The organism is Methanoculleus sp. UBA430 (genome assembly GCF_002506585.1).
In the GTDB taxonomy this organism is placed as follows: domain Archaea; phylum Halobacteriota; class Methanomicrobia; order Methanomicrobiales; family Methanoculleaceae; genus Methanoculleus.
Genome location: NZ_DAXW01000001.1, coordinates 31,255 through 47,300 on the forward strand (window position 1 = coordinate 31,255; position 16,046 = coordinate 47,300).

The following is a 16,046-nucleotide window of genomic DNA, read 5'->3' on the forward strand; positions in this document are numbered from 1 at the left end:
AAAGAAGATCAGGCGGTCGTTGCCTGACCGCCCATCTCCTCAATCTTTGCCCGGGCTCGTTCTGAAAACTCCCGGGCGGAGATACTCATCTTGTGGGTGACTCTTCCGCCACCGAGCACTTTCTCAATACCGATCTCAGTGGCGTCGAGGGTGATGAGATCACCCTCCTGGGTGGCAAACCCCTCACGGAGCAGCGCTTCGGCCATCTGGTCGATATCACCGATATCTAGAGCAGATACCGACACAGAGGTCTTGTTGACGAACCCGTGCTTGCCATTGGATATCTCACCCTTCAGGTAGAAGTGGGAGAAGCGGTGGTCCCGCTGCCCGGCTCTACCCCGTCCACCCCTGTTACCGGCGCCACGCCGGTTCTTGTGCGTGCCGCCGCCACAGGTTCGTGAACCCCGATATTTGGTTCTCTTGTTTACGGGCATCAGTCTCACCTCATCTTGTAGAGGAGATCGTTGATCTCGGGACCATAGTAGCCAAGAGCCCCACCCTGCTGAAAGGTTCGCTTGATGGTTTTATAGCCCTTTCGTGGAGGGTGCAGTCTCAGCACCGGCTTAATCTCAGTCAGATCGCGGAAGCTTGCCTCGCCACTGCAGAGCGCCGTTGCAAATTCGTCGATGCCGGCATATGGGGTATGCGCACGGACGTATTCGTCGGTCAGCCGCTCGTCTCCGGTCAGCCTGCCCCGGGTGCGCAGGAGGGTGGCCAGAGTCTCTCCGGTCACCTCGCCGTACGCCACGAAGTCCTTGACCTTGCGGATCATGCCCAGGTACGCGGGGGTATCGGGCACGAGGACGCAGTGGTTGATATGGTGCAGACGGAGCATCTTCAAGGTGTCCTTGATCTCGCGGTTGGTATTGACCACGCCGCGCACCTGCACTACCGCGTACATCACTCTTTCCCTCCGATCCGGACGATATTCGTCTGCTTGAGTGCCTCAAACGTCGCCTTGGCGTAGTTGATGGTCGTCCGGGTCTGCCCCCGGTTGAAGGCCCAGACATCCTTGATGCCTGCAAGCTGCAGGACCTTCTTTGGAATATCCCCGGTCACGAGACCGATTCCCTGCGGGGCAGGCTTCAGCGTCACCCGGACACTGCCCGCCTTGCCGGTCACCTCGATGGGGATAGAGTGGGCGGTGTCACAACCGCACTCCCAGCTCCCGCATCCACGGGAGACCTTGACGAGATTCTGTTTTGCGTTTGCTATCGCTTTCTGGATCGCGTTGCCGACCTGGACATCCTTGCCCTGGCCGAACCCGACGTAACCGTTCCTGTTCCCGACCACCACGACGGTGCGGAACTTTACACGGCGACCCGAGTCCGTCATCCGCTGGACCATGTTGATGTCCAGCACCTCGTCCTCCAGGTCGGGCAGGAGGATATCGACAATCTGGGGCTCCTTGATCGGCCTGCCGCTTGCGAGCACCTCATCGATACTGGTGATCTCGCCTGCAGCGACCATGCGCCCGAGACCGGTGAGCGGAATCCATTCTTCCTGTACGTATGCCATGTCACACCAGCTCCTTCTTGATGGCCAGAGCCACAGCCTCTACATTTGCCACCAGGTTGCCTGCCTTTTCAGGGGCATACCCGGCGATGTGTGCACCTTTGAGCCGCTCCTCATCGGGGAGGATCGATTCACCATAGGGAACGTCGAGACCGCCGTCCACTGCCCCCTTGAGGGCAGCAAAGACGCGTGCTCCGGGTTTCGCCCGGGCGAGCCCGATATCCAGGATACCCTCTTCATACCCTGCGTTCAACGCCTTGATCGCAAACAGCATCCCGGTCAGGTAGGCTGCCGGGGTGCTGGAGGTCGATCCCTCGTAGCCGAAGTCGGCAAGCTCAGCCGAGTATGCAGCCACCAGGGTGCGGTCTCCCTCAATCTCGGGGACGACCAGCTGCACGATGATCTGCCGGTTTGTCTTCCGGACGACCATCCTGGGGCTTCCTGATGACAGGAGCGACATCCGCTTGTAGTAATCAGTCTTGCCCTCGTGCCTTCTCCGGAAAGGCACGAAGTATCTTGGGCCGGTTGCCATTATCTCATCCTCCCTGCCATCGTCTCAACATGAGATGCAAGATGCGACACGCTCCGGAACTGCCCTCCGGAAGCCCGCCGGTACATCACGCGATAGAGACTCCGCTCGATTGTTCCTTCGTCGCGCATCTCGCGCAGCGTGCGCCGCTGCGCCCGGATCTTGCGTATCCATGCCCGCTTGCTGGGGCCACGTGCTCCAGCGGCGCCTTTCCTCCGCCCCGGTCCTTTCCGGTGGCCGTAGGAACGCTTTGCCATCCGTGCCCGGGCCCTGCCGCGGCTATTCCCCTTCACGACGTGAGCCTTGATCACGCCTTCGCCGATCAGCTCGCGCAGGTCGTTTCTGGAGATAGCCGCCTCGATATCAGCCTGGCGCTCAGGATCGAACCAGACACGGTTGGCACCGCACTTGAGAATAGCGGCTGCCATTCGCCTCTGACTGGCGAGATCACTCATCTTCGTTCACCTCTTCTTCGCTTTCCGCAGTCGCGGCCGCACGGGTAAGATCCTTTGCATTCAGCACCTTAAGCCCCAGTTCCAGGGCCCGTGCCTGAATCTCCCCACGCTTTCTGTTTCCTACGGATCCGCCGATCCGGACAGCCTGAACCTCCGGGTTCAGTCCCGCAAGTTCTGCCGGCGTAAAGACCCGGACCTCCTCATAGCCGCTCGGATGCATGCCGCGGATTGCAGCAGGGCTCCCGTATCCCGGCCGGGGAAGGGCGCCTTTCGCGCTGAACTGCCGCCTCTGCTTGTTTTGCAGACCGCGTGGACGCCGCCAGACGTCTGCCAGTCTCGATTTGCGGTGAAGTCCCCGCCTCTTGAAGGCGGGCTTGTTGTGCCGGGTGCGGACGCGGATCAATCTTCTAGTCTCATCCATGCTCTTCACGCCCTCTCGGTGATGTAAACGCCGTCCTGGAACACCCGGGGATCACGTTTCGTGACCCTGGTTGCGTGCTCGATGTTTGCGGCCGTGTTGCCCACCTTCTCCTTATCGATACCGGTGAGAGTCACTTCGTCGTTCCCAATCTTGACGGTGACGCCTTTGAGGATCTTTGCTAACCGGGGCTGTTTCTCCCCAAGGAAGTTGTTGATCTCGAGGCGATCGCCCTGCTGTTTGAGCTGGATCGGGAAGTGACTATAGACCACCTTCATGCGATACTCGTAGCCTTCGACGACACCCCGGAACATGCTCTTCACATGTGCCTCAAGCGTGCCGCTCATGGCGAGAAACCGCTTCTTATCGGATGCCGTGGAGACGACAACTTCGCCGTCCCCGACCGTGACATCGATCTGCGGGAAGCGTATATCACGAACCAGCGTGCCCTTCGGTCCCGAGACCGTGAGCATGCTGCCCTCGAGCGTGACGTTCACACCGGGAGGGATCTCGACCTGTCGTGTTATTCCCATACTCTTCCCCTCCTTTAGTAGACGTATCCCAGCAGTTGCCCACCGATACCCTCGCCCCGGGCCTCGGCGTGGGAGATAACTCCCTTCGAGGTGGAGACGATCAGGATACCGAAGTTCTTTGCGGGGAGGTACTGCGACTCCCAGTATTCCATATCGGCCATCGCTACCGGGAACCGGGGGGTGATGGCGCCACACTTATTGATCGTTCCGGAGAGTTGGACCCGGAACTGGCCGCCGCGGCCGTCGTCGATGAACTCGAAGCTGCCGATAAAGCCGTTTTCCTGCATAACGCGGAGCATTGCACCGAGAAGCTTGCTGGCGGGTTCGACAATAACCTCGTTCTTTCCAGCGTCGCCGGCATTCTTGATCGTGCTCATCGCGTCAGCGATTGGATTCAGTCGTGCCATTTCTCTAACCTCTAGTTCATCTTCTTAAAGCCCATCTTCCCTGCCCATTCGCGGAAGCACTGTCGGCAGAAGTAGATGCCGTATTTACGCACAAGGCCCTGCTTTCTGCCGCATATGCGGCACTCGTTTGCACCACGGCCGAACTTCTTTACGTTCTCGCCTGCTGAAGGTGCTCCTGATGCATCTGCCATTCTTTACACCTCCACCTGGTAGTGCTCGCGCATGAACGCGATGGCTTCCTCTTTATTCACTTTCTGGTCGGCCGGCAGTTTCCTGCGCTCGACGGCCCTCCGTGCAATCCGAACGCCTTTGCGCTCGAGCACCACGTTGACGTCCATACCATAGATGCCGATCGCCGGATCGTAGGACATGCCCGGGAAGTCCGTGTGCTCTTCGATACCGAAGGAGACGTTGCCGGTCTGGTCGAACTGCGAGGTTGCAAGCTGGCGCTCGATGATATCAAGCGCGGTCGTGATGAACTTCTCGGCATTCTCCCGGCGCAGGGTGACCTTGCACCCGATGGGTGCGCCCTTCCGGATACCGAACGCGGGCTGGGTCCGCTTTGCGATGGTGCGGACGGACTTCTGGCCGGTGATCTTTCTCATGAGATCCTCGGCTTTGACCAGCCGTTCACCGCTCTCTCCGACGCCCATGTGCACAACGACCTTGTCGATGTAGATATCCTGCATCGCGCTCATGCCAGTGCCTCCAGTTCAGGTGCAATCGCGGAGCGGCCGACCATGAAGACGTACTCCTCGATGGTCTCAAACCGGGTTCCGGTCGAGTCGTCCGTGAGGATGACGCGGTTCGGGACGGAACTTGCGGTCTTGATAATCTCGACGATCCTGCCGACCTTTCCGGAGTGCTTTCCACCGACGATTGTGGCCACGTTGCCTTCTGTGAAGGGGAAGTGGTCGACGATGCGGAACCGGTCTTCGCCGTCACCAAGGGTCACGACGATGGAGTCTTTTGCCTTGTAGGTGTTGTCGGCGAGGATGTTCGCACCGAACGCAAGGTTCAACTGCACCTTGCCGCCGCGGACCGTGGTCTTGTTCTGGACCTTGCAGAGCCGGGTCTTCGCAGACTCTGCCGAAATCTCGACGGCGACCAGGTTGCCCCGCATATCGAGCTGAATGCGGTAGTGTTTCCCGAGCTTCGGGATCGAAACGATGTCGAATACGCCAAGGCCCATCTGCGGGTTCCGGCAGGCCCGCCCGTTGACGATGATGTCACGCTGGTGCAGGATCTTCCGGACCTCGCTCGCATTCTGTGCAAGAACGACGTGCTCGCGGAGCCAGACGCCTACCGGCAGAGCGCCGGCGTTGTGGGGGCCCGGGGCGGTCTTCATGACGAATTTCTGTACTTTCTTCGGGATATGCCAGGATTCCGGCGCTACCAGCCGCTTGAGATAATTGGACATTATGCTCCGCCTCCGAGTCTCTCCTCACGTAGTTTGTCTTTCAGGTTGAGCTTCGTGATCTGCACGTTCGAGGGATCAACCGGCCGGGGAACCTCGGTTCCGTCCGACTTCGTCACCATCACGCCGTGCACGACCAGCCGGCACATCTGCATATCGACCGCATCGACGACGCCTTCATCGCCGGCGAAGTCTCCACGAAGCACCTTGACGGTATCGCCCTTGACCACACGGGTCCGCCGGGTATTGTATTTGCCGCGGAGTTCGGGGGCAAGCGGTGCGGAGAGGAACCGGCCCCGGGTGTGGTTCGGCGCGTTATAGCGTGCCTTACGCTGTTTTCTTGGTTGTTTGCTTACTATGCGTACCATGCTTCACCACACCTTAGACGATTATCGTCGCCATGGAGGCGATCTTCGGGAAACGCTCTGCGATCTCGCGAGGGACGGCACCCTTGATCTCCGTTCCCTTCGGCTCGCCGCGCTCGTTGATGAGCACCATAGCGTTGTCCTCGAACGAAAGCCGGATGCCGTTCGGGCGGCGGATCTCCTTCTTCTGCCGGACGACCACAGCTTTCTCAAGTTTCCTCCGCATATCGGGAGTGCCTTTCTTGACGCTCACGGTCGCGATGTCGCCGACACCCATGCAGGGCTGCCGCCGCCGGACACCGTGGTAGCCGTCAACCGAGACGATCTCCACGAGCCGTGCGCCGGTGTTGTCGGAGCAGACCATCCGGGAGCCGGTGGCGAGGGCGCGAGGAATGGTCGACTGCATTGCCTTCATTCCTTCATCACCTCGACCACCACGAAGTTCTTGGTCTTTGAAAGCGGTCTGCATTCCGCGATCCGGACCACATCACCCACACCCGCATTGATACAGGGTGTGCTGTGGGCGTGGTACCGGGATCTGCGCTTTTCGTACCGCTTGTATTTCTTGACGTAGTGGAGGAACTCACGCTCCACGACGACGGTACCGTTCATACGGTCGCTCACGACTTTGCCGGTAATCACCTGGCCGCGTACCGGTAAAGTGCCGTGAAACGGACAATTTGCGTCCTCACATTCCGTTTCCGGAAGGGGGACGTCCAACCCAATGTTTCGTGCCATTATTCATCCTCGTTTATCTGATGCGCATACTGATCCGCCGTTCCGGCTGTGTCTCGAGGCTCGAACCGTCCAGATCGACGGTCGTGCCGTCCGGGAGCCGGAGGCGGAATACGCTGCACCGTTTTGGTATCCGCGTCTCTCCCTGCCCGGTCTGGATGACCAGGGTGTTTCTGGTCTCATCGACGATGCGACCAGACACCCCGACATGACCCGGGTTGCTCGCGCGGGCGACCAGAACGTCCAGGCCGATCAATTCGTGCCGCAGGACGTTCTGGGGAGAGATCATGCGTTCCTCCGTGCATTCTGCTCGGTTCGGATGCGCGCGATCGTTCTCCTGACCTCGCGAATCCTCCCGGGGTTCTCGGTGGCACCGCCGGCGCTGACTTTCCCGCGCTCCTGAATCAGTTCGAGGGAGAGTTTCTGCTCCTGCTCGAGGAGCTCGACATCGGAGAGTTGCTTCACTTCCCGTGCGCGAAAGATTGCCATCTATCTCTCCTCCGGGTATACCTCATCGGAGGTCTCCTCGAACTCTTCCTCGAAGACCTCTTCGCCGACCTCTTCGGTCTCGATCAGCTCGGCCGGAGCCTTCTTGGGCTCCGGCTCGAGAACGTCAAAGGTATCGGGCAGCCGGGCATCCGGCGGGACAATCTTGACCTGAACCCCGATGGTCCCGAGTTTCTTGATCGCAAGCGCGTAGCCCTTCTCGACGATCGTCTCGCTGGGCTCACCACAGTGCTTGACGTAGCCCTCGGTGAACTTCTGGGTCCGTGACCGGGCGCCCGTCAGTTTCCCGGCGACGACAACCTCGCAGCCGAGGGCACCGGACTCCATCACCCGGCGAATCGTACTCGATCCGGCCTTTCGGAAGTACCAGCCCCGCTCAAGAGCGTTTGCAAGCCGCTCAGCCATGATCTGGGCGTTGAAGTTGGGATTCTGGACCTGCTGGACCTCCACCTGCGGAGACTCGATCTCGTAGTCGGTGGCGAGGTCCTGTGTGAGCTGGCGGACCTGTTTGCCGCCTTTCCCGATCACGATACCGGGCTTCTCTGCAAAGATAGTCACCTGGGTGCCGAGCGGCGTCCGGGTGATGTCCATGCCGCCGTATCCCGCCCGCTTGAGTTCCTTCGTAAGGAACTTCTCGACACGGACGTTACGCACGCCGTCAGTGATAAATTTTTTCTCGATTGCCATTACGCCACCTCAGTCACTACGATCTCGATGTTCACGGTCTCCCTGCGTTTCGGGGTGGCGCGACCCATCGCACGCGGGAAGAACGCCCGGAGGCCACGGCCGGCGTTCGCGGCAACGTGGTCGATCCGGAGGTTTGCGGTATCAAGGCCGATGTATTCGGCGTTCTTCTCGACAGACTCGAGCAGCCTGATGTAGGCTTCTGCAGCCTTGACCGGGTACCGGCCTGCCGCCCACTTCTGGAGGCCGCGCTTGTGGGCGACGTTGCGGTTGAACCGCTTGAAGGGGATGGCCTTCTTGAGCGCCACCACTTCAGTAAGGTATGCCTTTGCTTCGACAGTGGTCATGTTCCGGATGAACCTGGCAATCTCGATCGAGTGCTTGGGAGAGACGGGAAGCTCGTTCGCCTTTGCGCGAGCGACGTTCTCGCCCTCAATCTTTGCTGAATACTCTGTTCGTGCCATAGCCATCACTTCAGCGGTACGTACTTACTCGACCGGGTTGCACCGATACCGGCGCTGCCGTGAGAGACCCTCCTGCGGGTCAGTGCAAACTCTCCAAAATAGTGGAAGACCGCCTCAGGCTGGATCTCCACCTTCTGGAACTCCTTCCCGTTGTGGATCTCGATCGTCTTGCCGATCATCTCGGGCAGGACGACCATGTCGCGCAGATGGGTGCGGATCTTCTCGTCTCCTGACCGGAGATCGGCGAGGAGTTTCTCGTGTTCCCGTGAGAGACCGCGATCAAACTTCCTCCGTGCCCGGGCCGGCATGATCGGCATCAGCTCGGAGAGAGCCATCTGCTGCAGGTCCTCCATGGAGTGGCCGCGATAGGTGAATTCCTCACGCCGCCGCGGCATTCGCTTTTGTGTCTTCTTTGCCATGATTCACCTCTCACTTCTTCCACTTGCCGGTTCTCCGGGCGGCAATATGCCCTACCTTCCGCCCCGGGGACGTCCCGTGGGAGACGGTCTTCGGGCGTCCGCAGTGCTGGTGGCCACCGCCACCGAACGGGTGGTCGATGACGTTCATGCAGACACCCTTGACGCGCGGCCACCGTTCAGAGGAGGACCTGACGTGGAAAGCCTTCTTTCCTGCCTTGACGAACGGTTTCTCTCCCCGTCCGCCGCCGGCAACGATACCGACGGTTGCCATGCAGGCACCGTTGAACCACTTGTTCTTGCCGCTCGGCATCCGAACACCGACTCTGCCGTCGTCGGCCTTGCCGATAACGAGGGCCTGGACGCCGCTTGAACGGACAAATTTGCCGCCGTCGTTGGGCCTGGCCTCGATGTTGCAGACGTATGCACCGACCGGGACCTCACTGAGCGGCAGGGTGTTTCCGTTCTTCACCACGCCTCCCGTGCCCCAGGAGATCGCATCCCCGACACCGAGCCCTTCGGTGGCGAGGATGTAGACCTTCTGGCCGTCCTCGAGTTTCGTGAGAGCGATCGGCGCGTGACGGGCCGGGTCGTGCTCGATGTCGACGACGATCCCGGAGACCAGGGCGTCAGTCTTCCCCATGTGCCGCAGTTCGGCCTTATACCGGTGCGACGGTGCACGGTAGGATGGACCGCCTTTTCCGCGGCTCTGTGCTATAATTCGATGTGCCATTCGTCACTCACCTTACATTATCCCCAGCCGGCTGAGAATCTCTTCAGCCGCTTTCGCATCCGCAAACGTTACGATGGCCTTCTTTTCGCCTTTCATGGTCATCATTGTGCGGACGGAGGTCACTTCCTGTTCAAAGGAAGACTCCAGCTCGCGCTTGATATCCTGCTTGGTGGCATTCCTCTGCACGATAAACTGGAGTTTGCTCTCGCCTTCGAGCATCATCGTTGCCTTTTCAGTAACGAACGGATATTTCAGCATCATGAGAACTCCTCCAGTCTCCGGATTGCAGACTCGGTCCAGATCGTCAGGCGTCCTGCCTGCGTGCCGGGTGCTAAGAGTTCGGTGTTCAGCTGGTTGACCGCCACGGCATCGACGCCGGCAAGGTTCCGGGCCGCCCGGAGCGGTTCGCTCCCGGTGACGATGAGGACACTCTTGCGCTGCTTGTAGCGGCGGCCACGCATGGTACCGCGTCCCGCACGGACCTTTCTGCTGTCCTTCGCCCGCTCGACGTCGGCATAGACCCCGAGGGCGGAGAGCGCCGAGATGACATCGCCCGTCCGGACGACCTCTTCAAACCGGTCCTCGAAGACCAGCGGGAGTTCACCCGAAAAGAGGTGCCCGCGTCCCCGGACGAGGTCCTGGTACGTGCTGGCTGCGACGGCAGACCGGAAGGCCTTGCGCTTCTCTTTCCGGTTGATCTCCTTGACGAGGATCTTTGCGACCTTCGGGGGATGTGCTGCACGCCCACCGGTTGCTTGCGGCACTCGTGCCACCTTGCTGCCGTTCTTCAGACGGGGGACCTGAGCGACACCCCGGCCGCTACCCCACGACTCTGCCGAGGTGCGGATCCCGGCATAGGGGTCTGTCCCATGCGGCTGGAACCGGGTGCTCTGGAGCGCGAGGACAGCCCGCTTAATCAGGTCGGGCCTGTACTCTTCATTAAAGATTTCCGGGAGATCGATCTCGTGGGCGATCTCGCCTGTCAGTGTTCGAACCTGTGCCTTCATCGCTGCTCACCCCTGCTGGCTCTGCGCGCTGACGAAACTGATCGCCGGCGTGCGGACGGTGTGTTCACCCTGCCGTATTGCGGACCGGATCCGGACCAGGCGCTTGTTCGGTCCCGGGACGGAACCCTTGATCAAGACGTAGGGACCACGCACAAGGCCGTAGTGGAGGAATCCGCCTGCCGGCGTTATGTCGGCGCCGTCGGTGCCGACCTTTAAGATGCGCTTGTTGAACTCGGTGCGCTGCTGGTAGCCCATCTGGCCCATCTGGGGCACCTGCCACCGAACATGGTGCGGATGCCACGGACCGAGGTTGCCGATGTGGCGCTTCTTGCCGCCACGGGAGTGCTTCCGCTTCCGGACCTGAACGCCCCAGCGCTTGACGGGGCCTTCCGTGCCCTTACCGGTGGTAACAGCGGTCACATCGACGTATTCGCCGACCTCGAGGTTGCCGGAGATCGTAATCTCTTTTCCAAGAATTCCGGCGGCGTAGGCGATCTGATCGTCAAGGTTTCCGCCGGCGATCCGCATCTCCATCAGGTCGGGAACTTTCTTCGGAACGCCGGTGATCTCCATGGGCCGGGTGTAGGCCAGAGCGTAGAGTTCAGCGACCTTGCCCTCACCGATCGCATTCTTGATAGCATCGAGGGCGGCAGCGGTGTCGTGGTTCTTCGGGACGTTGATGCGGCGGGACAACTCCTCGTCGAGGTCGGTCGTCCAGGCCTCGGTCAGCGCGTGCTTTCCGTAGGTATCCTCGCTGTATGCGCGCACCCCCGCCACCCGCATGGGCGGGACCTCAACCACGGTCACCGGCACCATCACGTCCTTGCCTTCGGTGGGACTGCTTTTGTGGTCGTCCACCATGATGACGTGGGTCATCCCCACTTTGTACCCTGCAAATCCCTGCACAGCCGGGGATCCCGCGTACTTCGGCCATGAACCGTAGCGGGGAACCGGGCTCTTTGCCCGCTTTCTCGGGCTGTACGCGAGGGATCCTCTGCGTGGCCTGTTAATCTTCGGCATGTTTCAATCAACCCTTCGTGCATTGTAGTGCGATACATCGCTCCTGAGAGCGGTGCTCGACGCCGAATTCCGTGCCGGACGTGCCGGCACGATCGGTCTTCTGACGAACCCGTAGATTCGGGGCAGGATATCGAACGCCGCGCCATTACGGCGCGACGCGAAGGGAAACAGTTGATGGAGGCAGCGGGGAGCGAGAAGGCGCAGAGACGTCCGTCTCCGCGCCTTCCGATCGCTCATCTCCGTTGCCGGCCCGGTGTGCACCGGGCGTGGTTCCAGTCTTCGCCAATAGATCCTGACACTTTGACGCTCCCGGGAAGGGGGTTCCCGGAACCGGGCGCGCTGCACTGGCGTTGGCCCAACGTCTCGATCAGATCCAGCTCCTGTCATCCCGTTGTGACGAGCACAACTCCATATCGACATCGGCCCTCCATGAGGAGGTTCGATCGTTGCTTTGTCTGGTACCCCCTACACTGCCCCGCCGCGAGTCTCTGATCCGCGTATGAAGCGAAACCGGAGAGATCCCCGAGATCAGAGGCACGTGCAGTGCCGGTTATCTCGTGGATCAGGGCGGAGCAATGGAGAGCGGTTTCTTAAACATTACTTAAAATTGGATATAAACCTTGTCATCCAATTTCCCGGAAACCCGGACAAAACGGATATCTGCTGCATGTCCGGCATTAATTCGGCGAACTGAGCTGCCCGGGGGATGAACGAAGGGCCGCGAGTGGGCCGCTCGCAGGCACCCAGCGGGAAGACCCCGGCCCGCAGGACTCCCGACACGACCGCGCCGGCATAAGCCCGCGCGCCAGGGAACACCATCACCCGAAGTACAGGTCGCCGTCCTCGTTGATGTAGATCTCGACCGCGTCGCGGACCTGCCTGCCCCTGAACCGGTCGGGGTTAGCGTCCCTGAGCCGGTTAATGAGCGATATCGTATCATACTTGACCTTTACCCCCATCTTCTCGGCCTCCGTGTAGATGATCTCAGGCGCCTTGAGCAGGTCGAGGCCGCCCGGAAGCGTGCAGAGGTGCGCCGCGTCGAGGGTGTAGAGGAACTCGAGCGTCTCACGTGCGCGCGAGATGTTTTCGATGGCGGCCTTTTCGATAGTGCAGACGTTTGCCTTCGAGGTATGGATAATCTCCGCGATCTGTTGTTGCGTCAGCCCTTTCTTCCGGTAGCGCAGCACTTCCTTCTGGCGATCGGTAAGCAGACCCTGTTTCATTAGGGAAATATATATAATCACATTCAATTTAAACACTTCCCCTTAACTTCACCCACTCCAGGGAGAGGTTTCGGGCCATTTCAAAACGTTTATATGAGAACTTGGCGATACTATCGTGTTCTCAAATTTTGAGAGGTGTTAAAGTGGTTGTTAAAGTAGGAATTGCAAAACTGGGAAATATCGCCAGCGGTGTAATGGGTGAACTCCTTCTCGACGAGCGCGCCGACCGTGAGGACATCATCACGTTCATGGCGACCTCCGGCACGAAACTGCAGCCCGAGGACATCGACCGCGTGGTCAGCAACATGAAGGCATGGGGCCCGGACTTCTGTATCGTCGTCTCCCCGAACGGCGTCCTCCCCGGACCTGTAAAGGCCCGTGAAGACCTCGCAGCGGCCGGAATTCCCTGCGTTGTCATCACCGACGACGTCACCACCAAGAAGGAGCAGTTTGAGGCGCTCAAGGCGAGCAACTTCGGCTACATCATCATGAAGGCCGACGCCATGATCGGCGCCCGCCGTGAGTTCCTCGACCCCATCGAGATGGCGGACTACAATGGAAACCTCGTCAAGGTCCTCGCTATCACCGGCGCGTTCCGGAAGATGCAGACGGAGCTCGACAAGGTCATCGACCAGGTCAAGGCAGGCAAGAAGGGCGCGGACCTCGCGCTCCCGAAGGTCGTCATGACCTCCGACAAGGCGGTCGAGGGCGAGTTCAGCAACCCCTACGCGCTCGCGAAGGCCCGCGCGGCTTACGAGATCGCCCAGGCGGTTGCAGGCGTCAACGTCAAGGGCTGCTTCATGACGAAGGAGTGGGAGAAGTACATCCCGATCGTCACGAGCGCCCACGAGATGATGCGCCAGGCGATGATCCTCTGCGAGGAAGCACGCAACCTCGAGAAGAGTGTGGACGCGGTCATCAGGAAGCCCCACAAGAAGACCGGCGAGATCGTCTCGAAAACTGCGCTCATCAGCAAGCCCGAGTAAATCCAATACCAGTCTATTTTTTGCATCGTTTGTGAGCGACTGCTGCCGCAGGGCTCCCTGGAGCAGCGGCACGAATGAGTCAACCCGTAACGCACGCTTGAGCCTTCCCCGGATGGACAGCCCGAACAGGGATCCAGAAGATATCGGACCAATGCGAGAGGACAGGAACCCGGGTCGATCCTTGCCGCCTACGGAGAGAAGACCATCATCCGTTCTTCAGTCATCTCTTCGATAGCATACTTCGGCCCTTCACGCCCGATCCCCGAACCTCGGACCCCGCCGTACGGAGCGTGGTCCATCCGGAACGTCGAGACGTCGTTGATCACCAGCCCGCCGACCCGGATGCCGGCAAACGCCTGTGCGATCCTCCGGGCATCATGGGTGAAGAGGCCGGCCTGCAGACCGTAGTCAGAGTCGTTTGCGAGTGCAATCGCCTCTTCAAAGGTATCGTAGGGGGTGACCGTCACCACCGGGGCGAAGACTTCGGTCCGGTTCACCTCCATATCCGGGGTCGTGTCGAGGAGGACTGTAGGGTAAAAGAGCGGACCCTCACAGCTCCCGCCCGTGATCGCCCTCGCACCCTTCCCGACCGCGTCCTGCACCTTTGCAAACGCCGTCCCGGCAGCCTCCCCCGTTATCATCGGCCCCACGGCAGTTCCGGGCTCGCGCGGGTCGCCGACGGTGAGGGCACGGACCCGGTCGACGAGCAGCGCGAGCGCCTCCTCGAAGATCGGCCGGTGGAGGTAGACCCGCTGCACCGAGATGCAAGCCTGGCCGGCGTTGGAAAATCCGCCGGCGACGATCCGGCCGACCGCGAAGGGGATATCGGCATCTTCGTGAACTATCACAGCCGCATTGCCGCCAAGTTCCAGCCCGACCCTTTTCCGGCCCGCGATGCCGCGAAGGTGCCACCCAATGGCCGGGCTTCCGGTGAAACTCAGGCAGGCGATCCGGTCGTCCTGCACCATCCGCTCGGCAAGCTCGCTTCGACAGGGGACGACACTGATTGCCGCCGGGGGAAACCCGGCGTCAAGCATCAGTTCCCCGAACATCAACGCGGAGATCGGGGTTGCCGACGCGGGTTTGAGGACGATGGAGTCCCCGGCGGCGATGGCCGGCCCGAGTTTGTGACAGGCGAGGTTGAGCGGAAAGTTGAACGGTGTGATCGCGAGCACCGGGCCAAGCGGGAACCGGCGGATACATCCAATCCGCCCTTCACCGCCCTCGTTCCAGTCGAGAGGGAGGATCGTGCCGTCGATTCGGCGCGCTTCCTCGGCAGAGACCTCGATCGTCTCTCTGGCACGCAGAACCTCGCCCTCTGCAAGAGCCCGGGTCTTTCCCGCTTCGAGGACGATCGTCTCCACAAACTCCGCCGCGTGTTCCCGGAGCAGATCAGCAAGGGCATAGAGGATCTCGGACCGGCGGTGGGCCGGAAGATGCCGGGTGAGAGAGAAGCCTGCCGCTGCGGATCGAAGGGCGTCCTCGATATCCACGCTCCCGGCAAGGCAGACCCGGCCGACCGTCTCCCGGGTGTAGGGGAAACGGACATCCAGGATCTCATTGCTCGCTCGCCACTCCCCACCGACAAGGAATTCGCGCGCGCCCGTCATGGTAAAGAATCGGCACTGGACGGAATCAACCTTTCTCCCGGAAGAGGGGGCCCACGTCCTCGGGGAGGGTCAGAATGACCGGTTCCTGGTGCAGCCGCTCCATGAACGCCGAGTCGCACATGGAGAGGCTGTTTGGATTTAGCCGTGCGATGAGGGAACAGAAGGCCCGGTGACCCTGCCCCGCACGGGGAGCATCGAAGAAGATCGAGACGTTGAAGGCGTGCGTGCCGAGGCTCCGGTAGAAGGCGACGACCCGGAGGATCCCGGCGGCCAGCGGCTCGACATACGGCCCGAGTTCGGCAAGCGTCGATACCGGGAGGATCCCCCGGACCTCCCGCTCGCCGAGGGGGACGGGGCTTGCCGACCAGAAGATCTCGTCCTCGAAGAGGAACCGGTCCGAGGTGCGCTCGTGCTCCACGAGGTCGTCCCAGTAGAGGCGGCCGTGGTCGGCGAGGTACCGGCGGCCACCGGAGATATAGAGGTCCGCAAGGCGGGCGGGCTCCCGGTCGGCCAGACCCTGCAGGTGCGGGTGGACGATGCTTGCACCGGCTGAAGGGAGGTAGTTCCAGTTGATGGTCGCGTAGCCCGGTCCCCGGGCGAGGGCTTCCGCCGTACCGGATATGGCGTCGGCAAGGGTCCTCTGGTCGAATGGACCTGCCGTATCGTGATCGGGCGTGATCACCGTGACCACATGGTGCTCGGCGTAAGGGTAGAGGTTCGGGAACGTCACGCTCTTCCCGCACCGGAGCCGGGTGCCGTCCGCGAACGTCGGGGTAGATGTTTCTATGGCGTTGGGGCAGAACGGGCAGCCGTCACGGGAGCAGGGCAGGGCTGGGAAGGCGTCGATCCGTCGTTCGACCCGGACGGGACTGATCCGGCACCGGATGCCGGTGAGTGACTCCCGGCGGTACTGGAGAACTCCCCGATCGGTCCGAATCTCGCGAGTGGTGAACATGGCCTTTTGTAATCCGATTGGCGCGCCGACCGTATAAAACTCTGTCCGGGTTGCGGGGAACGAAAGC

The 16,046-nt window shown here is 60.9% G+C and carries 27 protein-coding genes; 1 reads left to right on the forward strand and 26 read right to left on the reverse strand.

From position 1 onward, the window contains the following. Positions 1-8: 8 nt before the first annotated feature. The 24 genes from BRA49_RS00155 to BRA49_RS00270 form a co-directional block, all read right to left on the reverse strand. On the reverse strand, positions 9-434 hold the full coding sequence (locus BRA49_RS00155) for an uL15m family ribosomal protein (RefSeq protein ID WP_292382398.1): 426 nt from the start codon (positions 432-434) through the stop codon (positions 9-11). 5 nt (positions 435-439) lie between these two features. After that, positions 440-901, reverse strand: coding sequence for a 50S ribosomal protein L30 (locus tag BRA49_RS00160; RefSeq protein WP_292382755.1), 462 nt, complete (start codon positions 899-901; stop codon positions 440-442). Further along, positions 901-1,518 (reverse strand): 30S ribosomal protein S5, encoded by a 618-nt coding sequence (locus tag BRA49_RS00165; RefSeq protein ID WP_292382400.1) that lies wholly within the window; start codon positions 1,516-1,518, stop codon positions 901-903. The genes BRA49_RS00160 and BRA49_RS00165 overlap by 1 nt, the downstream gene beginning before the upstream one ends. 1 nt (position 1,519) lies before the next feature. Beyond that, the gene (locus tag BRA49_RS00170; RefSeq protein WP_292382402.1) at positions 1,520-2,047 is read right to left on the reverse strand and encodes a 50S ribosomal protein L18; all 528 of its coding nucleotides are present in this window, start codon (positions 2,045-2,047) and stop codon (positions 1,520-1,522) included. After that, entirely contained in the window at positions 2,047-2,499 is a 453-nt protein-coding gene (locus tag BRA49_RS00175; protein ID WP_292382404.1) for a 50S ribosomal protein L19e, read from the reverse strand. Before BRA49_RS00175 ends, BRA49_RS00170 begins: the two co-directional genes overlap by 1 nt. After that, the gene (locus tag BRA49_RS00180) at positions 2,492-2,920 is read right to left on the reverse strand and encodes a 50S ribosomal protein L32e (protein ID WP_292382406.1); all 429 of its coding nucleotides are present in this window, start codon (positions 2,918-2,920) and stop codon (positions 2,492-2,494) included. The genes BRA49_RS00175 and BRA49_RS00180 overlap by 8 nt, the downstream gene beginning before the upstream one ends. A gap of 5 nt (positions 2,921-2,925) precedes the next feature. Continuing rightward, entirely contained in the window at positions 2,926-3,450 is a 525-nt protein-coding gene (locus BRA49_RS00185; protein ID WP_292382408.1) for a 50S ribosomal protein L6, read from the reverse strand. A gap of 14 nt (positions 3,451-3,464) precedes the next feature. Beyond that, on the reverse strand, positions 3,465-3,857 hold the full coding sequence (locus tag BRA49_RS00190; protein WP_292382410.1) for a 30S ribosomal protein S8: 393 nt from the start codon (positions 3,855-3,857) through the stop codon (positions 3,465-3,467). A gap of 11 nt (positions 3,858-3,868) precedes the next feature. Next, positions 3,869-4,048 carry a 30S ribosomal protein S14 gene (locus BRA49_RS00195; protein ID WP_292382411.1) on the reverse strand — a complete coding sequence of 60 codons (180 nt, stop codon included), beginning with the start codon at positions 4,046-4,048 and terminating at the stop codon, positions 3,869-3,871. Positions 4,049-4,051: 3 nt separating this feature from the next. Beyond that, complete coding sequence (locus tag BRA49_RS00200; protein WP_292382412.1) at positions 4,052-4,555, reverse strand: 50S ribosomal protein L5; 504 nt, start codon at positions 4,553-4,555, stop codon at positions 4,052-4,054. Next, positions 4,552-5,277, reverse strand: coding sequence for a 30S ribosomal protein S4e (locus tag BRA49_RS00205; RefSeq protein WP_292382414.1), 726 nt, complete (start codon positions 5,275-5,277; stop codon positions 4,552-4,554). Before BRA49_RS00205 ends, BRA49_RS00200 begins: the two co-directional genes overlap by 4 nt. Continuing rightward, positions 5,277-5,642 carry a 50S ribosomal protein L24 gene (rplX, locus tag BRA49_RS00210; RefSeq protein WP_292382416.1) on the reverse strand — a complete coding sequence of 122 codons (366 nt, stop codon included), beginning with the start codon at positions 5,640-5,642 and terminating at the stop codon, positions 5,277-5,279. Before rplX ends, BRA49_RS00205 begins: the two co-directional genes overlap by 1 nt. Before the next feature lie 13 nt (positions 5,643-5,655). After that, the gene (gene rpl14p, locus BRA49_RS00215; protein ID WP_292382417.1) at positions 5,656-6,054 is read right to left on the reverse strand and encodes a 50S ribosomal protein L14; all 399 of its coding nucleotides are present in this window, start codon (positions 6,052-6,054) and stop codon (positions 5,656-5,658) included. Then, the gene (locus tag BRA49_RS00220) at positions 6,051-6,377 is read right to left on the reverse strand and encodes a 30S ribosomal protein S17 (protein WP_292382419.1); all 327 of its coding nucleotides are present in this window, start codon (positions 6,375-6,377) and stop codon (positions 6,051-6,053) included. The genes rpl14p and BRA49_RS00220 overlap by 4 nt, the downstream gene beginning before the upstream one ends. A gap of 13 nt (positions 6,378-6,390) precedes the next feature. Next, positions 6,391-6,663, reverse strand: coding sequence for a ribonuclease P protein component 1 (locus tag BRA49_RS00225; RefSeq protein ID WP_292382421.1), 273 nt, complete (start codon positions 6,661-6,663; stop codon positions 6,391-6,393). Beyond that, the gene (rpmC, locus tag BRA49_RS00230; protein ID WP_292382422.1) at positions 6,660-6,863 is read right to left on the reverse strand and encodes a 50S ribosomal protein L29; all 204 of its coding nucleotides are present in this window, start codon (positions 6,861-6,863) and stop codon (positions 6,660-6,662) included. The genes BRA49_RS00225 and rpmC overlap by 4 nt, the downstream gene beginning before the upstream one ends. Beyond that, complete coding sequence (locus BRA49_RS00235; protein ID WP_292382424.1) at positions 6,864-7,568, reverse strand: 30S ribosomal protein S3; 705 nt, start codon at positions 7,566-7,568, stop codon at positions 6,864-6,866. After that, positions 7,568-8,029 (reverse strand): 50S ribosomal protein L22, encoded by a 462-nt coding sequence (locus tag BRA49_RS00240; protein ID WP_292382426.1) that lies wholly within the window; start codon positions 8,027-8,029, stop codon positions 7,568-7,570. Before BRA49_RS00240 ends, BRA49_RS00235 begins: the two co-directional genes overlap by 1 nt. Before the next feature lie 5 nt (positions 8,030-8,034). Continuing rightward, on the reverse strand, positions 8,035-8,448 hold the full coding sequence (locus tag BRA49_RS00245; RefSeq protein ID WP_292382428.1) for a 30S ribosomal protein S19: 414 nt from the start codon (positions 8,446-8,448) through the stop codon (positions 8,035-8,037). A gap of 10 nt (positions 8,449-8,458) precedes the next feature. After that, on the reverse strand, positions 8,459-9,178 hold the full coding sequence (locus BRA49_RS00250) for a 50S ribosomal protein L2 (protein ID WP_292382430.1): 720 nt from the start codon (positions 9,176-9,178) through the stop codon (positions 8,459-8,461). A 12-nt stretch (positions 9,179-9,190) separates the two neighbouring features. Further along, complete coding sequence (locus BRA49_RS00255) at positions 9,191-9,439, reverse strand: 50S ribosomal protein L23 (RefSeq protein ID WP_292382431.1); 249 nt, start codon at positions 9,437-9,439, stop codon at positions 9,191-9,193. Further along, positions 9,436-10,185: a 50S ribosomal protein L4 gene (gene rpl4p / locus BRA49_RS00260; protein WP_292382433.1), complete on the reverse strand. Its 750-nt coding sequence runs from the start codon at positions 10,183-10,185 to the stop codon at positions 9,436-9,438. The genes BRA49_RS00255 and rpl4p overlap by 4 nt, the downstream gene beginning before the upstream one ends. A gap of 6 nt (positions 10,186-10,191) precedes the next feature. Continuing rightward, on the reverse strand, positions 10,192-11,205 hold the full coding sequence (locus tag BRA49_RS00265) for a 50S ribosomal protein L3 (protein WP_292382435.1): 1,014 nt from the start codon (positions 11,203-11,205) through the stop codon (positions 10,192-10,194). A gap of 818 nt (positions 11,206-12,023) precedes the next feature. After that, a complete protein-coding gene (locus BRA49_RS00270) occupies positions 12,024-12,428 on the reverse strand; it encodes a Tfx family DNA-binding protein (RefSeq protein WP_292382437.1) in 405 nt (134 codons plus the stop codon). A gap of 143 nt (positions 12,429-12,571) precedes the next feature. On the opposite strand from BRA49_RS00270, the gene BRA49_RS00275 reads away from it, so the two are divergent. Further along, positions 12,572-13,414, forward strand: coding sequence for a F420-dependent methylenetetrahydromethanopterin dehydrogenase (locus BRA49_RS00275; protein ID WP_292382439.1), 843 nt, complete (start codon positions 12,572-12,574; stop codon positions 13,412-13,414). A gap of 188 nt (positions 13,415-13,602) precedes the next feature. On the opposite strand, the gene BRA49_RS00280 is transcribed toward BRA49_RS00275, so the two are convergent. Both BRA49_RS00280 and BRA49_RS00285 read right to left on the reverse strand, forming a co-directional pair. After that, positions 13,603-15,024: an aldehyde dehydrogenase family protein gene (locus tag BRA49_RS00280; protein WP_292382441.1), complete on the reverse strand. Its 1,422-nt coding sequence runs from the start codon at positions 15,022-15,024 to the stop codon at positions 13,603-13,605. A gap of 25 nt (positions 15,025-15,049) precedes the next feature. After that, entirely contained in the window at positions 15,050-15,979 is a 930-nt protein-coding gene (locus BRA49_RS00285) for a galactose-1-phosphate uridylyltransferase (protein ID WP_292382442.1), read from the reverse strand. Positions 15,980-16,046: the final 67 nt, after the last annotated feature.

What these genes read in the sequence shown, in the direction of transcription:
- BRA49_RS00155 (WP_292382398.1), bottom strand. Translation starts at nt 434, where the DNA reads ATGCCCGTAAACAAGAGAACCAAATATCGGGGTTCACGAACCTGTGGC.
- BRA49_RS00160 (WP_292382755.1), bottom strand. Translation starts at nt 901, where the DNA reads ATGTACGCGGTAGTGCAGGTGCGCGGCGTGGTCAATACCAACCGCGAG.
- BRA49_RS00165 (WP_292382400.1), bottom strand. Translation starts at nt 1,518, where the DNA reads ATGGCATACGTACAGGAAGAATGGATTCCGCTCACCGGTCTCGGGCGC.
- BRA49_RS00170 (WP_292382402.1), bottom strand. Translation starts at nt 2,047, where the DNA reads ATGGCAACCGGCCCAAGATACTTCGTGCCTTTCCGGAGAAGGCACGAG.
- BRA49_RS00175 (WP_292382404.1), bottom strand. Translation starts at nt 2,499, where the DNA reads ATGAGTGATCTCGCCAGTCAGAGGCGAATGGCAGCCGCTATTCTCAAG.
- BRA49_RS00180 (WP_292382406.1), bottom strand. Translation starts at nt 2,920, where the DNA reads ATGGATGAGACTAGAAGATTGATCCGCGTCCGCACCCGGCACAACAAG.
- BRA49_RS00185 (WP_292382408.1), bottom strand. Translation starts at nt 3,450, where the DNA reads ATGGGAATAACACGACAGGTCGAGATCCCTCCCGGTGTGAACGTCACG.
- BRA49_RS00190 (WP_292382410.1), bottom strand. Translation starts at nt 3,857, where the DNA reads ATGGCACGACTGAATCCAATCGCTGACGCGATGAGCACGATCAAGAAT.
- BRA49_RS00195 (WP_292382411.1), bottom strand. Translation starts at nt 4,048, where the DNA reads ATGGCAGATGCATCAGGAGCACCTTCAGCAGGCGAGAACGTAAAGAAG.
- BRA49_RS00200 (WP_292382412.1), bottom strand. Translation starts at nt 4,555, where the DNA reads ATGAGCGCGATGCAGGATATCTACATCGACAAGGTCGTTGTGCACATG.
- BRA49_RS00205 (WP_292382414.1), bottom strand. Translation starts at nt 5,277, where the DNA reads ATGTCCAATTATCTCAAGCGGCTGGTAGCGCCGGAATCCTGGCATATC.
- rplX (WP_292382416.1), bottom strand. Translation starts at nt 5,642, where the DNA reads ATGGTACGCATAGTAAGCAAACAACCAAGAAAACAGCGTAAGGCACGC.
- rpl14p (WP_292382417.1), bottom strand. Translation starts at nt 6,054, where the DNA reads ATGAAGGCAATGCAGTCGACCATTCCTCGCGCCCTCGCCACCGGCTCC.
- BRA49_RS00220 (WP_292382419.1), bottom strand. Translation starts at nt 6,377, where the DNA reads ATGGCACGAAACATTGGGTTGGACGTCCCCCTTCCGGAAACGGAATGT.
- BRA49_RS00225 (WP_292382421.1), bottom strand. Translation starts at nt 6,663, where the DNA reads ATGATCTCTCCCCAGAACGTCCTGCGGCACGAATTGATCGGCCTGGAC.
- rpmC (WP_292382422.1), bottom strand. Translation starts at nt 6,863, where the DNA reads ATGGCAATCTTTCGCGCACGGGAAGTGAAGCAACTCTCCGATGTCGAG.
- BRA49_RS00235 (WP_292382424.1), bottom strand. Translation starts at nt 7,568, where the DNA reads ATGGCAATCGAGAAAAAATTTATCACTGACGGCGTGCGTAACGTCCGT.
- BRA49_RS00240 (WP_292382426.1), bottom strand. Translation starts at nt 8,029, where the DNA reads ATGGCACGAACAGAGTATTCAGCAAAGATTGAGGGCGAGAACGTCGCT.
- BRA49_RS00245 (WP_292382428.1), bottom strand. Translation starts at nt 8,448, where the DNA reads ATGGCAAAGAAGACACAAAAGCGAATGCCGCGGCGGCGTGAGGAATTC.
- BRA49_RS00250 (WP_292382430.1), bottom strand. Translation starts at nt 9,178, where the DNA reads ATGGCACATCGAATTATAGCACAGAGCCGCGGAAAAGGCGGTCCATCC.
- BRA49_RS00255 (WP_292382431.1), bottom strand. Translation starts at nt 9,439, where the DNA reads ATGATGCTGAAATATCCGTTCGTTACTGAAAAGGCAACGATGATGCTC.
- rpl4p (WP_292382433.1), bottom strand. Translation starts at nt 10,185, where the DNA reads ATGAAGGCACAGGTTCGAACACTGACAGGCGAGATCGCCCACGAGATC.
- BRA49_RS00265 (WP_292382435.1), bottom strand. Translation starts at nt 11,205, where the DNA reads ATGCCGAAGATTAACAGGCCACGCAGAGGATCCCTCGCGTACAGCCCG.
- BRA49_RS00270 (WP_292382437.1), bottom strand. Translation starts at nt 12,428, where the DNA reads ATGAAACAGGGTCTGCTTACCGATCGCCAGAAGGAAGTGCTGCGCTAC.
- BRA49_RS00280 (WP_292382441.1), bottom strand. Translation starts at nt 15,024, where the DNA reads ATGACGGGCGCGCGCGAATTCCTTGTCGGTGGGGAGTGGCGAGCGAGC.
- BRA49_RS00285 (WP_292382442.1), bottom strand. Translation starts at nt 15,979, where the DNA reads ATGTTCACCACTCGCGAGATTCGGACCGATCGGGGAGTTCTCCAGTAC.